The organism is Niastella vici (assembly GCF_002077945.1).
Lineage (GTDB): Bacteria > Bacteroidota > Bacteroidia > Chitinophagales > Chitinophagaceae > Niastella > Niastella vici.
Window position 1 is genome coordinate 136,180 of the sequence record NZ_LVYD01000044.1, and the last position, 16,815, is coordinate 152,994.

Sequence of the window (16,815 nt, forward strand, 5' to 3'; positions counted from 1 at the left end):
AGTAAGAGCAGTTGCATTTCAGGCATCAGCGTGAGCTTAATTAATATTAAATTTAATACAGATTGCTTAACATACATTAACCATGAACCCGCCCGCTCCCCTGAGAGTCATTATCGTCGAAGACCTGCCGGCCATCCGGAAGGATCTGGAATACCTTCTTCACCAACAACCCGGATTTACGCTTATTGGTGCCTGTGCCACGGTACGTGAAGCGCTTGTGCTGATCCAAAGTACCAGGCCCGACCTGCTATTGCTCGATATAGGTCTGCCCGATGGGACCGGTTTTGACATCCTGGAACAAATGCGGCCTGTGCAATCCAAAGTAATATTCCTCACTGCCCACCAGGAATATGCCATCAAAGCGATCCGTTATGGCGCCATTGATTATTTACTGAAGCCCCTTGACCTGGATGAATTTAAAGAAGCGTTGCAAAGAGTATCCCATGCGCAACCCCTGTTAGAAGAACAAATTGCCATTGCCTCGCAAAGTTTCCGGAAGCAGAAGCTGCAGGATAACCTTGCTTTGCGTTCGCAGCAATGTGTACAGATCGTTGGGTTAGAGGACATTTGTTACCTGCAAGCGGATAACGGGTGTACGACTGTTTTCCTGAATGGAGGAAAGAAAATCGTTACGACGAAATTCCTCAAGGATTATGAGGAACTATTGTCCGGCACATCCTTTCTGCGCACGCACCATTCCTACCTTATCAATGGAACTTATATCGATCGTTACCATCCGAAGAAGGGCGTACTTTATTTAAAGGATGGAACAGAGATCCCGGTATCGCTCCGGAAAAAGGAAATAGTCGATCTGCATTTTAAAAAACTATTATAGGCCCTATGCATCGGATCTTCTTCCTGATCATCATCTGCGCCGCCTGTAATTCCACAGGTAAAAGGAGTCAACCGCCTGTCGCTGATTCCATGCTGCCCTTTTTAAAACAGCGCGTTAATCCCTTATTACAAAATCTGGAAACAGGAACCGCGAAAAAAATATTGGACAGCCTTCTGCCTTTCATTGAAAAAAAGGACAACTATGTAGATAGGTGTTCCTGGCTTCGTTGTATGGCTGTAGTGTATCAGCTCGAAGGCAAGCTCGATAGTGCCCGTCTGTACGCTGATAGATCCCTGCAGTTGGCGCTGGAAAAAGATACCACGCAACGGCAGATCATGGCCGGTAAAATTCAAACGGCCGACATCATGGGCGACCAACATTCCCTCGACAGCGCGCTACACTATGGCCGCGAAGCATATTACATAGCCCGCAATATTGATACGCCGGGACTACCTTTGATCTGCCTGAAACTCTATAATATTTACGAGAAGATCGGTGATCTGCCAATGCAAAAAAAATACCTGTTCGAGGGTTTTATGCGCAGCACCAGCCCCAAGCATAAAACAGTTTTTGCGGCGAACATTGCAGAATACTATGATAAAGTGAACGAGGTAGATTCTGCCCTGCTTTTTTTCAAAGCGTTGCTGCAGGATAGCAGTTTTAATAACCCGTATTATGATGCTGTTCGGTATGAAACGCTCGGCGCACTACTGTCTAAAAAAGGGGAGGCAAAAGAAGGGCTTTCGTACCAGGTAAAGGGCATTGCCATTAGCCGTGGGTTGGGGGAGCTGAATGCGCAATCTTACTTTAATTTAGCTGCTACTTATCGAAAGCTGGGGGAATTTAAAACGGATAAAGCGTTGCTCGACACAGCGCTGGCTTATGTTTCGAAGGAAAAGAACTGGGCGCTCCAAAAAAAGATCTGGCGGGCGAAAGCGGAAAACCTGGCGCGGCAGAAAAAGTTTGAGCCGGCCTATACTGCCATGGATTCTGCAGCCTTCTATTATCAAAAAGAGGTCGATTCTTCCATTATCGTTCAGGCAAGGGAGTTAGAAGCAAGATATGGGCTGCTGGAAAGGGACAACCAGATAAAATCACTGGCTTTAGCTAACAAGGCAGGCGAAGAAATGAGGGAAAGGCAACGTAAAGCGATTGTGCGCATTTGTACCGGCATCGTGATACTTGGCTTGTTGCTGTTTGGGATCTGGAGGGGGAAGCATAAAAAAAGGCTCGCACGAGAAGAAAGTTTGCGGCAGCAATTACTGCGGGGACAAATTGAATCCCATTTTTTATCCAATTCTATAAGCGGGCTGCAGGGGATCATCCGGGCAGGAGAAACGGAAGGCGCTATCCTGGTTGTTCAGCAATTAGGCCGGCTCTACCAGCTCAGCCATGCAAATGCACGGGAACCGTTTGTTTCGCTAAACAAAGAACTCGATGCGTTGACAAGTTATTTAAAACTGCAACAGATCTTATTTTATAATGGGTTCGATTACCACATCGATGTGGAAGCCATGCCCGAAGGCATTATGATACCGCCGATGCTGTTGCAACCTTTTGCTGAGAACGCCATACTACATGGTTTTGCCGGCCAACAGGAAAAAGGACAAATTAATATCCATATTAAAAAGGACAATAGCGTCTTGTATTGCATTATTGAAGACAATGGCAGCGGATTCCAGGGCGTTGAAACCAATCATAATCAGAAACGGTCATTATCTACGCTGATTAACCAGGAACGGCTCCAAATATTAAGCCGGCAAACAAAGACGGCTGCCAAATTAACGATTGTCGATAAAAAGGCTACAACAGGTGAATCCGGCGTGCGGGTAGAATTGATCGTGCCTTATCGAATGGAGGGGTGATCCCTTTCCGCCAGATCAGCAAACCAGCTACCAGGCGTAACTCCCGGTAACGGGCAGGGGCGCCGGTACTTCATTTTATCATTGACCGAAGTTGTCCTGAATGGATATTGCGGTCATTGCCATCAGTGAATTGAAGTTAACTGATTAAGCATATTTTATATTTGTATATAAAAATATTGTAAATTGTTGCTCAATTTACCAATACCAACCATTTAACCATAATCCAATATGAAACTAACAGTAAAGAAGATCCCTGTTCTCCGGGTTGTGTTTAATAAATACACTGTCCTTTTCCTGAATGGATTTTTACTGGCTTGTCTTTTCTATTGCAAAATGGAAAATGACTATGAAAATGAGCTGTTCAAAGAAATGGCAGATTATGTTAAGGATAGAGCCGGCACTTCAGCGCCTTCTGAAGAAACGCTTGTATTGCAAAGTTTACATTTCATCCATTTCATGGGACAAACCCGGTCGGGCATTTTCAATAAAAAGGAAATTTCAGCCTTAAAATCGTCTATACATCCGCTTTCTTACGATTTGATGACCTTTAAAGGCGCCTGCACAAGCTATGCCTTCATTTTAAGCCGTTTATTGAACGAATTGCATATTACAACCCGTATTGCTCAAATGAGAGTAAATGGCTTGTATGGGGGGCACATACTGGTAGAAGCAAAAATGGCAAAAGGGTGGGCCGTGTTAGACGGGAACTATGATCTTTGTTTTCGAAAGCGGGATGGCGGTTTGGCAAGCTTTGCAGATGTGCAGGGGCATTGGAATAGTTACCACAACCAGGTTCCTGCTAATTATAATGAAGCATATCGTTATGAGGGGGTACGTTACACCAACTGGAATAAAATACCAATAGTGATGCCGCTTTTAAAAGATGTTTTTTACCTTTTTTTAGGCCATAACAGAACTGAAAGCCTTTCACTGCGAACGATGTTGTTAAATAAATACCGGATACTATTCCGGATCATAATTGGCCTATTCCTGTTTGAAGCGCTGGCAGCTATTTACATTTACTGGCGTAAATATGGGAAACCGGTTACGGCTAATTCGCATGGTTCTTTCCAGATAAAGAACGCACCCATAAATGGCTTTAAATCAAAAATAGACCAGGCATGAATCGCAGGGATCAGGGGTACTCAAAACCAAAAGCCTGATCTTACCTTACCTCTCTGAGTTTATCTTTATACCTGCGTAACTGGCTCTCCAAATCGTTGACCACTTTATCGAGCGCCAGCTCAAATGAAATGGCCCTGTTGCTCGAAAACAAGGTGTTCCGGGGCACTTTCATGCTGGCTTCTATAAAGCAGGCGTTTTTAATATCGCTGTTCTCTTTGTAAAGAACAACGTTGCAATATTCAATATGGTCGTACAATTTATCGAAATGTTCGAACTTTTTTTGAATAAGCGGTTCCGGTATTTGCATGTGGTCCTTATGCGGCGATTCTATATGTAAATTCATATGATCTTGCTTAAATGTCGTTATTTAATACCTGGTGAACAACGCCAGCCGCTTATAATCCTGCAGCACATCATTTTCTACCATTACTACTTCGCCATTCTTTTCAAGCACCATTTCAATAAGCCTGTTTACAACATCGGGCACCAGGTGATTGGGTTGTTTGAATGGAAAAATGTGCAGATCATAATCATCGTTAGGAGGCAGATATCCTGGTATGGAAAAATCTTTTTCAACCAGCAATTTATAACCTCTTCCTTCCTGCACCGCTTTCCAGATGTTTTCTATGCCCGTTACGCCAGGGTCGCCGCCGATCTTTTCTTTAATGTCGCGCACCAGTTTTTCTTTTTTGTTATCCAGGAAAAGTTTCATTGCTTTCCAGGTCAGCATTCCAAGCTCATGGTCGTTGAATGTTGAATAATTGCCTGGAATATTACAGGCAATGTTCTGCACATGCCTGGTTACCTCGGTAAAATAAACCTGGTCTTTGTTTTCTCCTGTAATTATTAAAGGAGTCCCGTTGTGCAGGTAACTATTCAATAAGTCATCTGTTTCCCGGAAAAAGGCTTTAAGCCTGAGCTCTTCAGAGATCGATTTATCCTTTTCAAATTCCTTTACAAAGGCATGACCTACATAAGAGCTTCCCCTGCAGGGCCGGTTATATTCATATTCAGCATCGTTCTTTTTGGGGAAATGAGCGTCACTGATTGCCGTAACGTTATTCAGGCGGCCGTTGTACAGTCTCGCTTCTTTTTGGCTTACCATCAAAACTACATACGGGATATCATAATACAATTCATATAGCAGGTCCCTGATATCAAATGATTGAGCGATAACTATTCGCTCCTTTACCGGAAAGAAAAAGTGAATAAGCTTTTTTACATTTTGGGAAACAAATAATCCGATACCTTCCGCATTGTGCATGAAATCTATTTGGCCATACAATTCATCTACAGCCTGTACGAGGGGGCCGATGACCTTATTGTCGTATTGGCCATATAATTGCTTTTTTGCCTGGCGAATGGTCTTTTCCAGTTGTGCGGGGTCTGTTCTTCTTCCGGGTGAAGTGGGATGGGTGGGCATAATGATGGAAATGCAAATGTCGCTTTTTTCATTTTGCAGTATCTGCAGATCGTTGTTCGTTGTATTCTTGTTCATATAATTAATTTCAGCAATGGTTAGAAGATTTTGAATTTCATTTATTTACAAAAGCCGGGATTGTAGGGCCGAAGCTTTTTCCTATTCAAAGCTACCGGTTGGTGGGGCTGTTTTCAATGATTATTGTCATTGCAGATCATGATCCTGAACAAAATACCTGGGCGAATAGCTTAATAAGATGACTGTTTATTTTTTTGTTTCTTCCTGAAGTATCCGCGCAGCAGAAAGTTGTGTTGTAACGCCTCCAGGTCTTCATCGAGTTTGTGGCTGCTCGTCTTCAGGTTTTTGATCATCTCTTTCAGGTCGCCGGCTGCTTCCTCATCGTGTAAAAGCATGCCTACGGTGTTATTTTTTTCATTCAGCTGTGCGGTAACAGATTGAAGATTATCTATGAAAGCAGCAGCGGAGGATGTGGTGCCCTTTAACTGTGTCATGGTTTGCTTCAGATCTGCAATCGCTTCCGTAAGCTTTATGAAAATAGCTGTGTCGGTAAAAAGTTCATTTACCAGCCCTTTCTGGTTGTTTAAACGCCCGCTGAAGGCTTCGATATTCGTTACTACCCGGTCGCTTTTTTGCGAGGCTATTGTCAGGTTCTTCATGGTAAATTGCAATTCCTTAAATAGGGAAGCATCGTTTACCAGGCCGCCAATAGTGCCTTCTCCATTAGCTATCCTGCCTGTAACCAGTTTAAGGTTGTTCGTGATCTGGAGCAGGTTTTTGTTGTTCTGTTGCAGGGTATCGAGCATATCTTCTGTAGAAGCGCCGGCCTTGTTGCTCCGGAGAAAGTCGCCGTTTTTTACCATGCCGGCAGTGCCGCCATAGATCACTACAATCTTGTTTCCAATAAAACCATCAGTGCTTATTTTAGCTATGGCATCTTTGCAAATCCTGGTTTCAGCCTGTTTGTCAAGGCTGATTGTAGCCTGTACCTGGGTTTGGCCATAAAAGGCGATCTTCTTTACTGTGCCGATCTTAACACCCGATAGCCATACATTGTTTCCCGGTTGCAACCCATTAACGTCGTTAAAGATAATTTTAAGGGTGAATTTTTTATTAAAGAGCTTCCCCTGGCTTCCGATCATAAAAACACCCGACACCAGCATGGCCAGTCCTGCTATGATAAAAATGCCCACAAAGAGCGGACGTTTATAATTTGGCTTGTTCATTGGTTAAGTATGTAATAGTTATAGAAGCTTTTTACCCGTTCGTCATCGGTGTTAAATACTTCTTCAAAACTACCCTGCCTGAAAAATATACCGTCAGACAACATGACGATGCGGTCGCCGGTTGATTTGGCGCAACTGAGGTCATGTGTTATGATTATTGAACTCGTATTATATTGCAGCTGCACTTTATTGATAAGATTATTGATCTCTACACAGGTCACGGGATCAAGGCCGCCGGTTGGTTCGTCATATAATATTATTTCTGGATGAAGTATCAGCATACGGGCAATGCCGATCCGCTTTTTTTGACCCCCCGATAATTCGGCGGGCATCTGATCTATCGTTTGCAACAGGCCAACATCGTTGAGTACCTGTTCAATGGTTTCATTCACTTGTTTTTTTGTTAAATCCCTTCTGTTTCTTACCAGGGGAAATTGAAGGTTTTCCCATACACTCATTCCATCATACAGGGCGCTGCTTTGAAAGGAAAATCCAATCTTTAGGCGTAAAGCAAGAAGTTCTTTTTTGTCGAGGTTGTTTATTTCACTGCCCAGCAGTTTTACCATGCCGCTATCGGGTTTCAACAAGCCTGCGATAATTTTGATGAGCACAGATTTGCCACTGCCCGAACGGCCCAGGATCACCACATTTTCGCCTTTATACAGATCGAGATCGATGCCCCTTAAAACATTCATTTCTCCAAATGATTTTTGCAGGTCTTTTATTGAGATTACGATCGTGTTCCTGTCGATCTTTGGCCCGGCGCTTTTCATATGTTACCTGAAATAATTTACGATTTGAACAATGACCATCTCTTCTATAAATATCAGGAACATGGAAATGACGACCGCCGAATTGGCGGCCCTTCCAACACCAACTGTTCCCTGTTTGGCATTATAGCCCTTAAAGCAGCCGGTAATGCCAATGGTAAATCCATAAACCACTGATCTGAAAAGGGACGAGAACAGGTCGAGAAAAGAGATCTTTACAAAGGCATTCGTCATGAATGTGGTGAAGCTTGTTGATTCATTATGATGAACATTCAGATAGGCGCCGGCGAGCCCCAGAAAAGCAAAATAAGTGACAAGCACCGGAAGGGTAATGGTTATTGCCAGTACCCGCGTGATCACCAGGAATTTAAATGGATTGGTGGAAGATACCTCCATGGCGTCAATTTGCTCTGTTACCCGCATGGAAGCCAGTTCTGCGCCCATGTTGGAGCCTACCTTGCCTGCAATGACCAGGGCAGTCATAAGTGGCGCAAGGGCCCTGACGATCGCTATGGCAATTAACGAAGGCAGCCACGAAGTGGCCCCAAATTCAGATAGGGACGGACGTGATTGTTTGGTAAAAACAATTCCTGTTATAAAAGCGGTGAGCGTAATGATGGCAAGTGATTTGCAGCCGATCTCATAACATTGCCGAACGATCTCTTTGAATTCGTATGGTCCTGTAAACACTTCTTTAAAAAAGCCGGCGATAAATTTGTAAACATCATACACGCTCACAAAAAAGCTCGCGATCTTTTTACGCTGAAGCGTACCGCTTTTTTGATGTGGTTGGCTATTTTTCAAGGCGGTGTCCATCTTCTGTATGATTGAGTGGAAGTATTAAACTACTATTTAAAACTCCGACTGTTTATTGTTAACTTAAATGACCGGCATCAAGTGGTGCAATGATGTTACTCATTTAAATAAGCCGGTAATATATACACAATAGCCCTAAAAATACCGGCAGTAAGAGTTGAGGTCATTCTATTTTTTCGTCAAATGGTTCTTCATCAGTTGGGTAAGCAGGATATAAAAAATCAGAATTACGGCCAGAAAGATCCAGTACAGGGTTGGCAGCGGCACAAATCCCAGTACCCTGGCCAACGGGGAAACCGTTAACCACGCTCCGGCTATAACAATAATTATTGAGCTGGTGAGCAATTGCCAGGATGCCCGGCTTTCGATAAAAGGGATCTTATTGGTTCTGATCACATGAATGATGAGGGTTTGAGTAAAGAGGGATTCTATAAACCAGCCGGTATGAAACAACGCAGGGTTGTGGTTTGCATGAAACACAAACCACAGGATAAAAAATGTTATATAATCAAAGATTGAACTGATGGGCCCGATGTACAATATAAAGCGTTGCAGTTCATCAATGGTCCATTTACGCGGTTTTATCTGCCAGTCCTCATCCACTTTATCGGTGGGGATAGTTGTTTGCGAAAAATCATACAACAAATTATTGGTGAGTACCTGAATCGGAAGCATGGGCAGAAAGGGTAAAAAGGCGCTGGCTCCTACTACACTGAACATATTACCGAAATTGGAGCTGGCTGCCATCTTGATATATTTAATGATATTGCCAAATACACTGCGTCCTTCCGCTACACCCTGCTCCAGTACCAGTAAATTATTTTCCATTAAAATGATATCGGAAGATTCTTTGGCTACATCCACTGCACTGTTAACAGATATTCCGATATCGGCTATTTTCAATGCAGGCGCATCGTTGATGCCATCGCCCAGGAATCCCGTTACATGTCCGTTACGCTGCAGCGCCTGAATGATCCTTTTTTTATGGGAAGGAATAAGCCTGGCAAAAATGTTGTAACTGGTTACCACAGCATCCAGTTTTTTATCGTCCATCTTTTCAATGTCGTGGCCCAGCAATATTTTATCGTAAGGCATTCGCACCTGTTCGCAAATGTAACGGGTGATAGCTTCATTGTCGCCAGTTAATATCTTTACGTCTACATGAAGGCGCTGCAGCCGCTCCAGGGCTTCTGCAGCTGTTTCTTTTGGCGGATCAAAGAAAGACAGAAACCCAAGCAGCACCAGTTCTTTTTCATCGGATATGTGATAGCCGGTTCCTTCAGCGCCAGGTTCTATCTGCCTGTAAGCCAGGGCAACCACCCGGAATCCTTTTTTATTCATACTATGCACCAGCTCAAGACACCCGTTTTTTTCTATGGCCGACAGTTCCTTTATTTCTCTATTCATTTCTATCCTTGTGCAGATGTCGAGAATTCCTTCAACCGCACCCTTGCAAATAAGTAAATGCTGTGCATTCTTTTCTGCTACCACTACCGACATCCGCTTTCGCTCGAAGTCGAACGGGATCTCGTCGATCTTTTGGTAGGTTTCTTTGATCTTTAAAGCTGTTTCCAGTTCTTCATGCTCAAGCACCGCATCATCCATAATGTTTTTAAGTCCTGTATGATAATAGCTGTTAAGATAACCGTAGTCCAACACCGTTTGACTGTCTTTTCCGGAAACGTCAAGATGTTGTTGCAGTACAATTTTTCCCCTGGTGATGGTACCTGTTTTATCGGTGCACAGGATATCCATTGCGCCAAAATTCTGAATAGCGTTAAGGCGTTTGACAATCACTTTTTTACGGGCCATGGCCAAGGCGCCCTTCGACAGGTTCACCGTTACGATCATAGGTAACATTTCAGGTGTAAGGCCAACGGCTACTGCCATGGCAAACAGAAATGCTTCAAGCCAGTTGTGACGGGTAAGCCCATTGATCAAAAAAACAGCCGGCACCATAATGAACATGAACCGGATCATCAGCCACGTAAAGCGATTGATACCCTTATCAAAACTGGTGAGTTCCCGTTCCCCGGCAATGCTATGGGCCACGCCGCCAAAATAAGTTTGATCCCCTGTGTGCATCACTACGGCTGTTGCTGAACCGCTAATTACATTGGTGCCTAAAAAACAATAACATATTTGTTCCAGCGGATTGTCTATTGTATCATCAACATCCTTTGCCTCTTTTTCAACGGGTAAAGCCTCTCCTGTAAGGGCTGCCTGGTTTACATGCAGGTCTTTTGCTGTCAATAACCTGATATCAGCCGGCACCATATCGCCGGCGCTTAAGATCACCAGGTCGCCGGGGACCAGTAGTTTCAACGGGAGCTCCCTTTGATTTCCGTCCCTGATCACCGTGGCATGGGTGCTCACCATAGCTTTGAGCTTTTGGGCGGCTTTATCTGCCTTCATTTCCTGAAAATACCGCAGCACAATTCCCAGCAGCACCATCACAAAAATGACGATCGTTGCCCTTATATCACCGGTAAGCCATGACAGGGTTCCCAATACAAACAATAAAATCACTAAGGGGTTCTTCACATGATTCCACATGCGCCGGAGTGGCGATAAGGTTTTTTCCCTGGCAATTTCATTAAAGCCATATTGCTGAAGTCTTGCGGTAGCCTCAGCTGTAGTCAGGCATTCCTGGGAAAAGGGCGGCATTGCTGCCGGTTTTTCTGTTTGCATTACACACTGAACTATTTAATTATGAGCGAATTCCTTTTCAGCTTGTGTTCTTTTTACCCCGGCCCGATAAAATAGTCAGGGCCTCCATTCGGGTATGTTTTCCTGCTGATCATCATTAAAACTACCTGAATTAACAGGTAAATTACAAGACGGTTGTCATTGAGCGCGGTGAGTTTTGTCAGCTGCTTGCAAACTGAAATAAAAAAAGCCTCCCGGAGGGGAGGCTGCACTAATCAAATACCATTAACCATTAAACCTTATCCTATGAATGCAAAATAATAAAAGTATTCTTAATTGTATTTTTTCATGATCAAAATCAATTTTCAATTAAGAAATGTCCTGGTATGAGCGCTTTGATGGTTGGCTTCAAAAAAGAAAGACGGTGCAGGCCGTTGCTGGTTAAATTCGAAGAAGGAAGCGAAATATAAGAATGGCAGTAAGAGCCCCTATAAGAAAAAAAAGTATAAGTTTGATTGTTGATGAGTACCTGCTATTACCCTTCCAATTATGATCTTTTTTGCCGTTCATATGATGTTAAGAAAACGGCAAAACCTTTAACACCCCTATATTCAACTAATTGAAAATTACCTCTTGATAAACTTATGATGTTGAATATTAAATACAGAAGCAATATTTCTAATGTTCATTAGATTATATGGCCTAACCATAGGAGTCAATTAAATAGCAGGGAGAGAAAAATAAAAGGTAGCGCCCTCGTTAAAAATTTGCTGTATAAAAGATAAACTGTTAACGTCTGAAACCTTCGGTGAGCTGGAGGAACGTTTACCTTCTTCTGTATTTTGCAGAGTTCATAAATCATTTATAGTGTCGCTATCCGGGATAGAAGCCGTAGAGGGCGATCGTATTCTTATAGGCAAGGAAAGAATTCCAGTTTCTGAAACCTATCGGAAAGCTTTTTATAAGGCGCTTTTATAGTGTTGCGCTAACACAGTAAATAATAAAGAGCTTAACAAGAATATTTCGAACCAAAAAGGGCCTGCAAATAAAAAGACTTGAAGGCCCTTTTAAATTTCTGTAGCGACAAACGACAAATTGGAACCTGTTTACATAATCATGTGAGCTTCCCCGCTCAAAAAAAAGTATTCTAATTGTGGTTCAATTATAAAAGATAATACATTATTAAATATCTTTAGGTTAGGCATTTGCGAAACCTAACCCTAACGTATGTGACTCGTTTCACCGAAACCCCTGAGCAATCTGCCCAAAGGTTGATCGATTTTATCCTTCAAAACATTCAGGAATAAAAGGAGTAATTACACACAACATGAATACGATGACGCCGCCACCACCATTTACCTGTACCTATACACCCAATGTGGCCGAGCTGCTTATACAGCTCAATTGTTCACTTGCCATTACTACCTACCAGGCGGGTAAACTAATTTTCCTAAGTCCCGATGGTCAAAATGCCATGCGCCAGTTGCCACGGGATTTTGACAAAGCCATGGGGCTTGCTTTACGTGATAACCGCATGGCGCTGGCCACCAAAAATGAAGTAACCGTTTTTGGCAATGCGCCTGGCCTGGCTGCCAGCTATGCCACCAAACCCAATTTTTACGATGCCTTTTATGTGCCACGTGCTACCTATTACACCGGGGCGGTAGACATCCACGATATGGATTGGGATAACGAAGGAAGACTATGGGCTGTAAACACTGCATTTTCCTGCCTGGCCACCATCGACAACAACTTTAGTTTTACCCCGCAATGGCGGCCGCCTTTTATAGCACAGTTAGAAGCTGGCGACCAATGCCATTTAAATGGAATGGCTATGGTGAACGGAAAGCCAAAATACGTAAGCCTGTTTGCACAAACCAATACCCCAAAGGGCTGGCGGCCCGGCGTGGAAACAAGCGGACTGATAATGGATATAGAAACCAATAATGTGGTGGCGGCTAACCTGCCCATGCCACACTCGCCACGATGGCTGGATGGGCAATTGTTTTGCCTGTTATCAGCTACAGGACAATTGGTAAAAATTGACCTGAGCACGGGTAAATATGATGTAGTGGCAAGCCTGAAAGGCTTTGTAAGGGGTATGGCAAAGCAGGGCGATTACCTGTTTATTGGCCTGTCTAAACTGCGGAAAAACGCCAGCACCTTCAGGGACCTTGCCATTACTAAAGATGCTATTTACTGTGGCGTGGAAATAATACACCTGCCTACAGGCGCCAATGTGGGCCATATACGCTACCAGCAAACTGTGGAAGAAATATATGATGTACAGATATTACCCAACACATTCCGGCCAGGTATACTGAACCACACTACCCAAACACACCGCCAAGCCTTGCACACACCTGATGCCACTTATTGGGCGCAGGCAACCGGGGAATAAGTTGTAAGGGGGAATGAACCATTAACTATTAACCCAAAAAACTATATGAAAAGAAATTACATTTACAAACCTGCTGACAATTATGCCAAAGCACTGGAAAGGCTACAGAACAACCTGCGTACAGGGCGTTTTGCCAGTTTTACACAGCAAAAAAAGCAGGAAATATGGCGTCGCCTGTGCCGCTATGCCCGTCAGTTAGGTATTGAAATAAAAGCATCACTGGCAGCCGCCTGCGTAGCCGCAGGGCTTTGCCTGACAACGCCCGCACAGGCACAAACCATTACGTTTGCGCAACAAACAGGGGCATCCAACCCTTTTAACGGGGTAAATTTGATCTATTATTCTAATCCCACTTTTGAAGATATTGATAACGATGGCGACAAGGATGCATTTATTGGTAGGGGTTATGGTGAAATCTTTTATTATAAAAATACCGGCACGGCAACAGCGCCTGTATTTACCTCCACCACGGGTGCCGCCAACCCTTTTAACGGGGTAGATGTGGGTGATGGTTCCGCTCCAACCTTTGTAGATATAGATAACGATGGCGATAAAGATGCATTTATTGGAGCGGGCTCTGGTCAGATCCTTTATTATAAAAACACCGGTACGGCAACAGCGCCTGTGTTTACCTCTACCACGGGCGCCGGCAACCCTTTTAACGGGGTGACAATAAGTATTTATACTACCATCAACTTTGTAGATATTGATAACGATGGTGATAAGGATGCATTTATTGGCGCCAATGATGGTACAATTTATTATTATAAAAACACCGGCACGGCATCAGCACCGGTATTTACTTCTACCACCGGCGCCAGCAACCCTTTTAATGGCGTGGATGTTGGTTTTGCGTCTGATCCCAACTTTGTAGATATTGATGGCGATGGCGATATGGATGCATTTATCGGAGCCTATGATGGCACGCTCAGATACTATAAAAACACCGGCACGGCATCAGCACCGGTGTTTACCCTCACTACCGGGGCCAGCAACCCTTTAAATGGGGTGGACATTGGCGCTAATTCTACCCCTGCTTTTGTAGATGTTGATAACGATGGCGATAAGGATGTTTTTATTGGGAATCTTAATGGCGCCATTTCTTATTATAAAAACACTTCTGCGCCATTGCCGCTTACCCTGCTCAATTTTAACGGCAGCAAACAAACAGGCTACAATACACTGGCATGGAATACGGCAAGTGAAGAAAACACGAAAGCATTTAATGTGCAATTGAGCATGGATAATGGTGAGTGGAAAACAATTGGTACTGTGGCGGCAAGGGGCAGCGGAAGCGGTTCGTATTCTTTCAACCACAACAACCCGGCAACAGACAAAAACTTTTACCGGTTAAAAATGGTGGATGTGGATGGTACGTTTACGTATTCCAATATCATTTTGCTCAATAACACTGCTGCGGGTGATGTACGTGTAAGCATTTATCCGAACCCGGGTGCAGATATGATCAATATTTCTGTTGGTAATAATTTACTAAACACAAAAGTGAATGTATACAGTGTGGAAGGAAAACTATTGCAAAGCCAATTGATAACCTCTTCCAGTATTCAACTTTCAATGCTCAATTGCCCAAAAGGAATTTATTTGTTGAAATTTGAAAACGGAATGGTTGAGCGGGTGATGAAAAATTAGAATGCTGCCATTATAAGTTACCGCCACCAGGTAGGGACCCGGTGCCAGGGCCCCGGTTCGATTTAATATTCAGAATTTTATTAGCCAGGAAGGAGCAGGAATTCCCCTGCGGGTCTTTTGATAGCATATTGTAAAGCCCCTAAACTAATCACGCAGTTTTTGCAATTTTTTCCATGATCATATGGCTATCGCCAAATTTACACAAGGCATCACAATGTGTGCGGAGTTCAGAATAATACAGATACTTATATACTTACATACTTCTTCGAACAAATTTATTTTATGTGATTCTGCGGCCAGGTGATTAATATCATATCCGCTTCTAATAAGGATCATATTCTAACGAGAACAGATAAAATAGTTTTACCTCAGAATAAAAGTGCCAGGCACTAGCCAAATGGATAATAAATAAATCCTATAATACGCTACAACAAGGAAGTGTAGCACTTTACATCCGCTCCTTTTGAAACGGTAAAATATAAATGAACTCTCACACTCACTAATCATAAAATAAAAAACAATGAAAAAGATGTATTTCTTACTTATGCTTGTAGGAAGCCTGCTGATATTTTCTCAAACTTCAATTGCACAGAAAAGTGAAAAATTAACATCCAAAACAGCTACTGTTAATAAAGGGTATTCAATTATTAACGCAGGAGAAGCCATTACCATTTATAAATATGTACACCGGGCACACTCACCTAAAGAGGCTGAGAAATATGAACCGAAGTATTTTTTTACTACCAGCGCCTCCGAGATATTGCAACCTCTTACTTTGGAGAACCTAAAAAAGGCATTTCCAAATAATCATCCTTTTCACGATGCGTTGGATGCTACCTTTAAGGGAGATAAAGAACTGACCAGCTACGACAATTTTCATAAAATGTATAAAGTTAATTGGCTGCTGAAGCAGCATCCATAACATATAGCCTTGTTTGTATATAGCAACAGGGCTATCTTTTAATATAACGAAGATGTCAGGAAAAAATACCAATTGGTATGTAATTACAGGTGGACCTGGGGCCGGCAAAACTACCACTGTTAATTTATTGAAGGCAAGAGGGTATAAAACAACTATCGAACATGCGCGACATTACCTCGATACGCAACTCATCAACGGCAAAACGGTAGAGGAGGTCAGGAAACATCAAAAGGAATTTCAATTAGGCGTTTTAGATATGCAGATTGAACAGGAAAGATCTATGTCGCCGGATGATATTATTTTTCTTGATAGGGCAATTCCGGATGCACTTGCTTACTACCGTTTTCTAAACATTCCCGAAGATGAAGAACTGGTAAACGTAGTAAGTAACGCATCGTATAAAAAGGTGTTTATTCTTGATTGTCTGCCAATCGTACAGGACTATGCCCGAAAGGAAGATGAAGCCGCACAAAAAAAGATTCACGAATTGCTTATCGACGTCTATAGTTCTCTTCATTTTCCAATTGTTCATGTTCCCGTACTTCCTCCTGAACAGCGCGTTGAGTTTATCCTGAAGAATCTTTAGCGTTATGAAAGCTCCTGTCTGTTTTGTTAACGTGATAAATGAAGTATGGGAATTAAATATATAACATTCACATTGAGTTGTTTAAGCGTACCCTTGCGCTGTTCAATAATTGGTATATACATAGTTGTATACCTATATCCAATTGATTAAAATCATCGCTCATTATAATGGAAATCATCGCTTTTCGCCATAAGAAAAGTGATCTTTAGTTATATCATGGCACAAACAACCAAAAAGAAAATAATACAGGAATTAGCGGAGATGTTGAAAGCTATTGCTCATCCCGACCGGCTTGCCATTTTACAATTATTATCGAGCAGCCGGGACCGGTGGCTTACCGTAAAAGTCATTTATGAGAAACTGAAACTACAACAGCCGGTTGCTTCCCGTCATTTGAATATTCTTAAGAGCGCGGGTGTAGTTAGCCGCAAGCAGGAAGGACAGAAAATTTATTACTGTATTTGTAAGGAAAAGAAAACTGTTGATTCACTCACAAAATGTTTGTGTTAAATATATAGGTGCCGCAGGATTT

At 42.8% G+C, this 16,815-nt stretch carries 15 protein-coding genes; 9 read left to right on the top strand and 6 right to left on the bottom strand.

The window, feature by feature from the left end:
• Positions 1–82: 82 nt before the first annotated feature.
• From A3860_RS14605 to A3860_RS14615, 3 genes are all read left to right on the top strand, one after another.
• Positions 83–835, top strand: a complete 753-nt coding sequence (locus tag A3860_RS14605; protein WP_081147455.1) for a LytR/AlgR family response regulator transcription factor — start codon at positions 83–85, stop codon at positions 833–835.
• A gap of 5 nt (positions 836–840) precedes the next feature.
• On the top strand, positions 841–2,700 hold the full coding sequence (locus tag A3860_RS14610) for a histidine kinase (protein ID WP_081147456.1): 1,860 nt from the start codon (positions 841–843) through the stop codon (positions 2,698–2,700).
• 228 nt (positions 2,701–2,928) lie between these two features.
• Positions 2,929–3,825, top strand: coding sequence for a hypothetical protein (locus A3860_RS14615; RefSeq protein ID WP_081147457.1), 897 nt, complete (start codon positions 2,929–2,931; stop codon positions 3,823–3,825).
• A gap of 40 nt (positions 3,826–3,865) precedes the next feature.
• On the opposite strand, the gene A3860_RS14620 is transcribed toward A3860_RS14615, so the two are convergent.
• The 6 genes from A3860_RS14620 to mgtA all read right to left on the bottom strand — a co-directional run bounded on the left by A3860_RS14620 (position 3,866) and on the right by mgtA (position 10,766).
• Positions 3,866–4,168: an HPF/RaiA family ribosome-associated protein gene (locus tag A3860_RS14620; protein ID WP_081147458.1), complete on the bottom strand. Its 303-nt coding sequence runs from the start codon at positions 4,166–4,168 to the stop codon at positions 3,866–3,868.
• Positions 4,169–4,192: 24 nt separating this feature from the next.
• Positions 4,193–5,323 (bottom strand): baeRF3 domain-containing protein, encoded by a 1,131-nt coding sequence (locus A3860_RS14625; protein ID WP_081147459.1) that lies wholly within the window; start codon positions 5,321–5,323, stop codon positions 4,193–4,195.
• A gap of 170 nt (positions 5,324–5,493) precedes the next feature.
• Positions 5,494–6,489 (bottom strand): MlaD family protein, encoded by a 996-nt coding sequence (locus A3860_RS14630; protein ID WP_081147460.1) that lies wholly within the window; start codon positions 6,487–6,489, stop codon positions 5,494–5,496.
• Entirely contained in the window at positions 6,486–7,262 is a 777-nt protein-coding gene (locus A3860_RS14635; RefSeq protein ID WP_081147461.1) for an ABC transporter ATP-binding protein, read from the bottom strand. Before A3860_RS14635 ends, A3860_RS14630 begins: the two co-directional genes overlap by 4 nt.
• 3 nt (positions 7,263–7,265) lie before the next feature.
• Positions 7,266–8,075, bottom strand: a complete 810-nt coding sequence (locus A3860_RS14640; protein WP_081147462.1) for an MlaE family ABC transporter permease — start codon at positions 8,073–8,075, stop codon at positions 7,266–7,268.
• A gap of 168 nt (positions 8,076–8,243) precedes the next feature.
• On the bottom strand, positions 8,244–10,766 hold the full coding sequence (mgtA, locus tag A3860_RS14645) for a magnesium-translocating P-type ATPase (protein ID WP_216823448.1): 2,523 nt from the start codon (positions 10,764–10,766) through the stop codon (positions 8,244–8,246).
• Positions 10,767–11,489: 723 nt separating this feature from the next.
• On the opposite strand from mgtA, the gene A3860_RS42280 reads away from it, so the two are divergent.
• The 6 genes from A3860_RS42280 (at position 11,490) to A3860_RS14675 (ending at position 16,793) form a co-directional block, all read left to right on the top strand.
• Positions 11,490–11,702, top strand: coding sequence for a LytR/AlgR family response regulator transcription factor (locus tag A3860_RS42280; RefSeq protein ID WP_081147463.1), 213 nt, complete (start codon positions 11,490–11,492; stop codon positions 11,700–11,702).
• A gap of 349 nt (positions 11,703–12,051) precedes the next feature.
• The gene (locus A3860_RS14655) at positions 12,052–13,125 is read left to right on the top strand and encodes a TIGR03032 family protein (RefSeq protein WP_081147464.1); all 1,074 of its coding nucleotides are present in this window, start codon (positions 12,052–12,054) and stop codon (positions 13,123–13,125) included.
• Between the two features lie 45 nt (positions 13,126–13,170).
• Positions 13,171–14,775, top strand: a complete 1,605-nt coding sequence (locus A3860_RS14660; protein WP_081147465.1) for a T9SS type A sorting domain-containing protein — start codon at positions 13,171–13,173, stop codon at positions 14,773–14,775.
• A 520-nt stretch (positions 14,776–15,295) separates the two neighbouring features.
• Positions 15,296–15,697, top strand: coding sequence for a hypothetical protein (locus A3860_RS14665; RefSeq protein WP_081147466.1), 402 nt, complete (start codon positions 15,296–15,298; stop codon positions 15,695–15,697).
• A gap of 52 nt (positions 15,698–15,749) precedes the next feature.
• Positions 15,750–16,283 (top strand): AAA family ATPase, encoded by a 534-nt coding sequence (locus tag A3860_RS14670; protein ID WP_081147467.1) that lies wholly within the window; start codon positions 15,750–15,752, stop codon positions 16,281–16,283.
• Positions 16,284–16,499: 216 nt separating this feature from the next.
• A complete protein-coding gene (locus A3860_RS14675) occupies positions 16,500–16,793 on the top strand; it encodes an ArsR/SmtB family transcription factor (RefSeq protein ID WP_081147468.1) in 294 nt (97 codons plus the stop codon).
• Positions 16,794–16,815 lie beyond the last annotated feature (22 nt).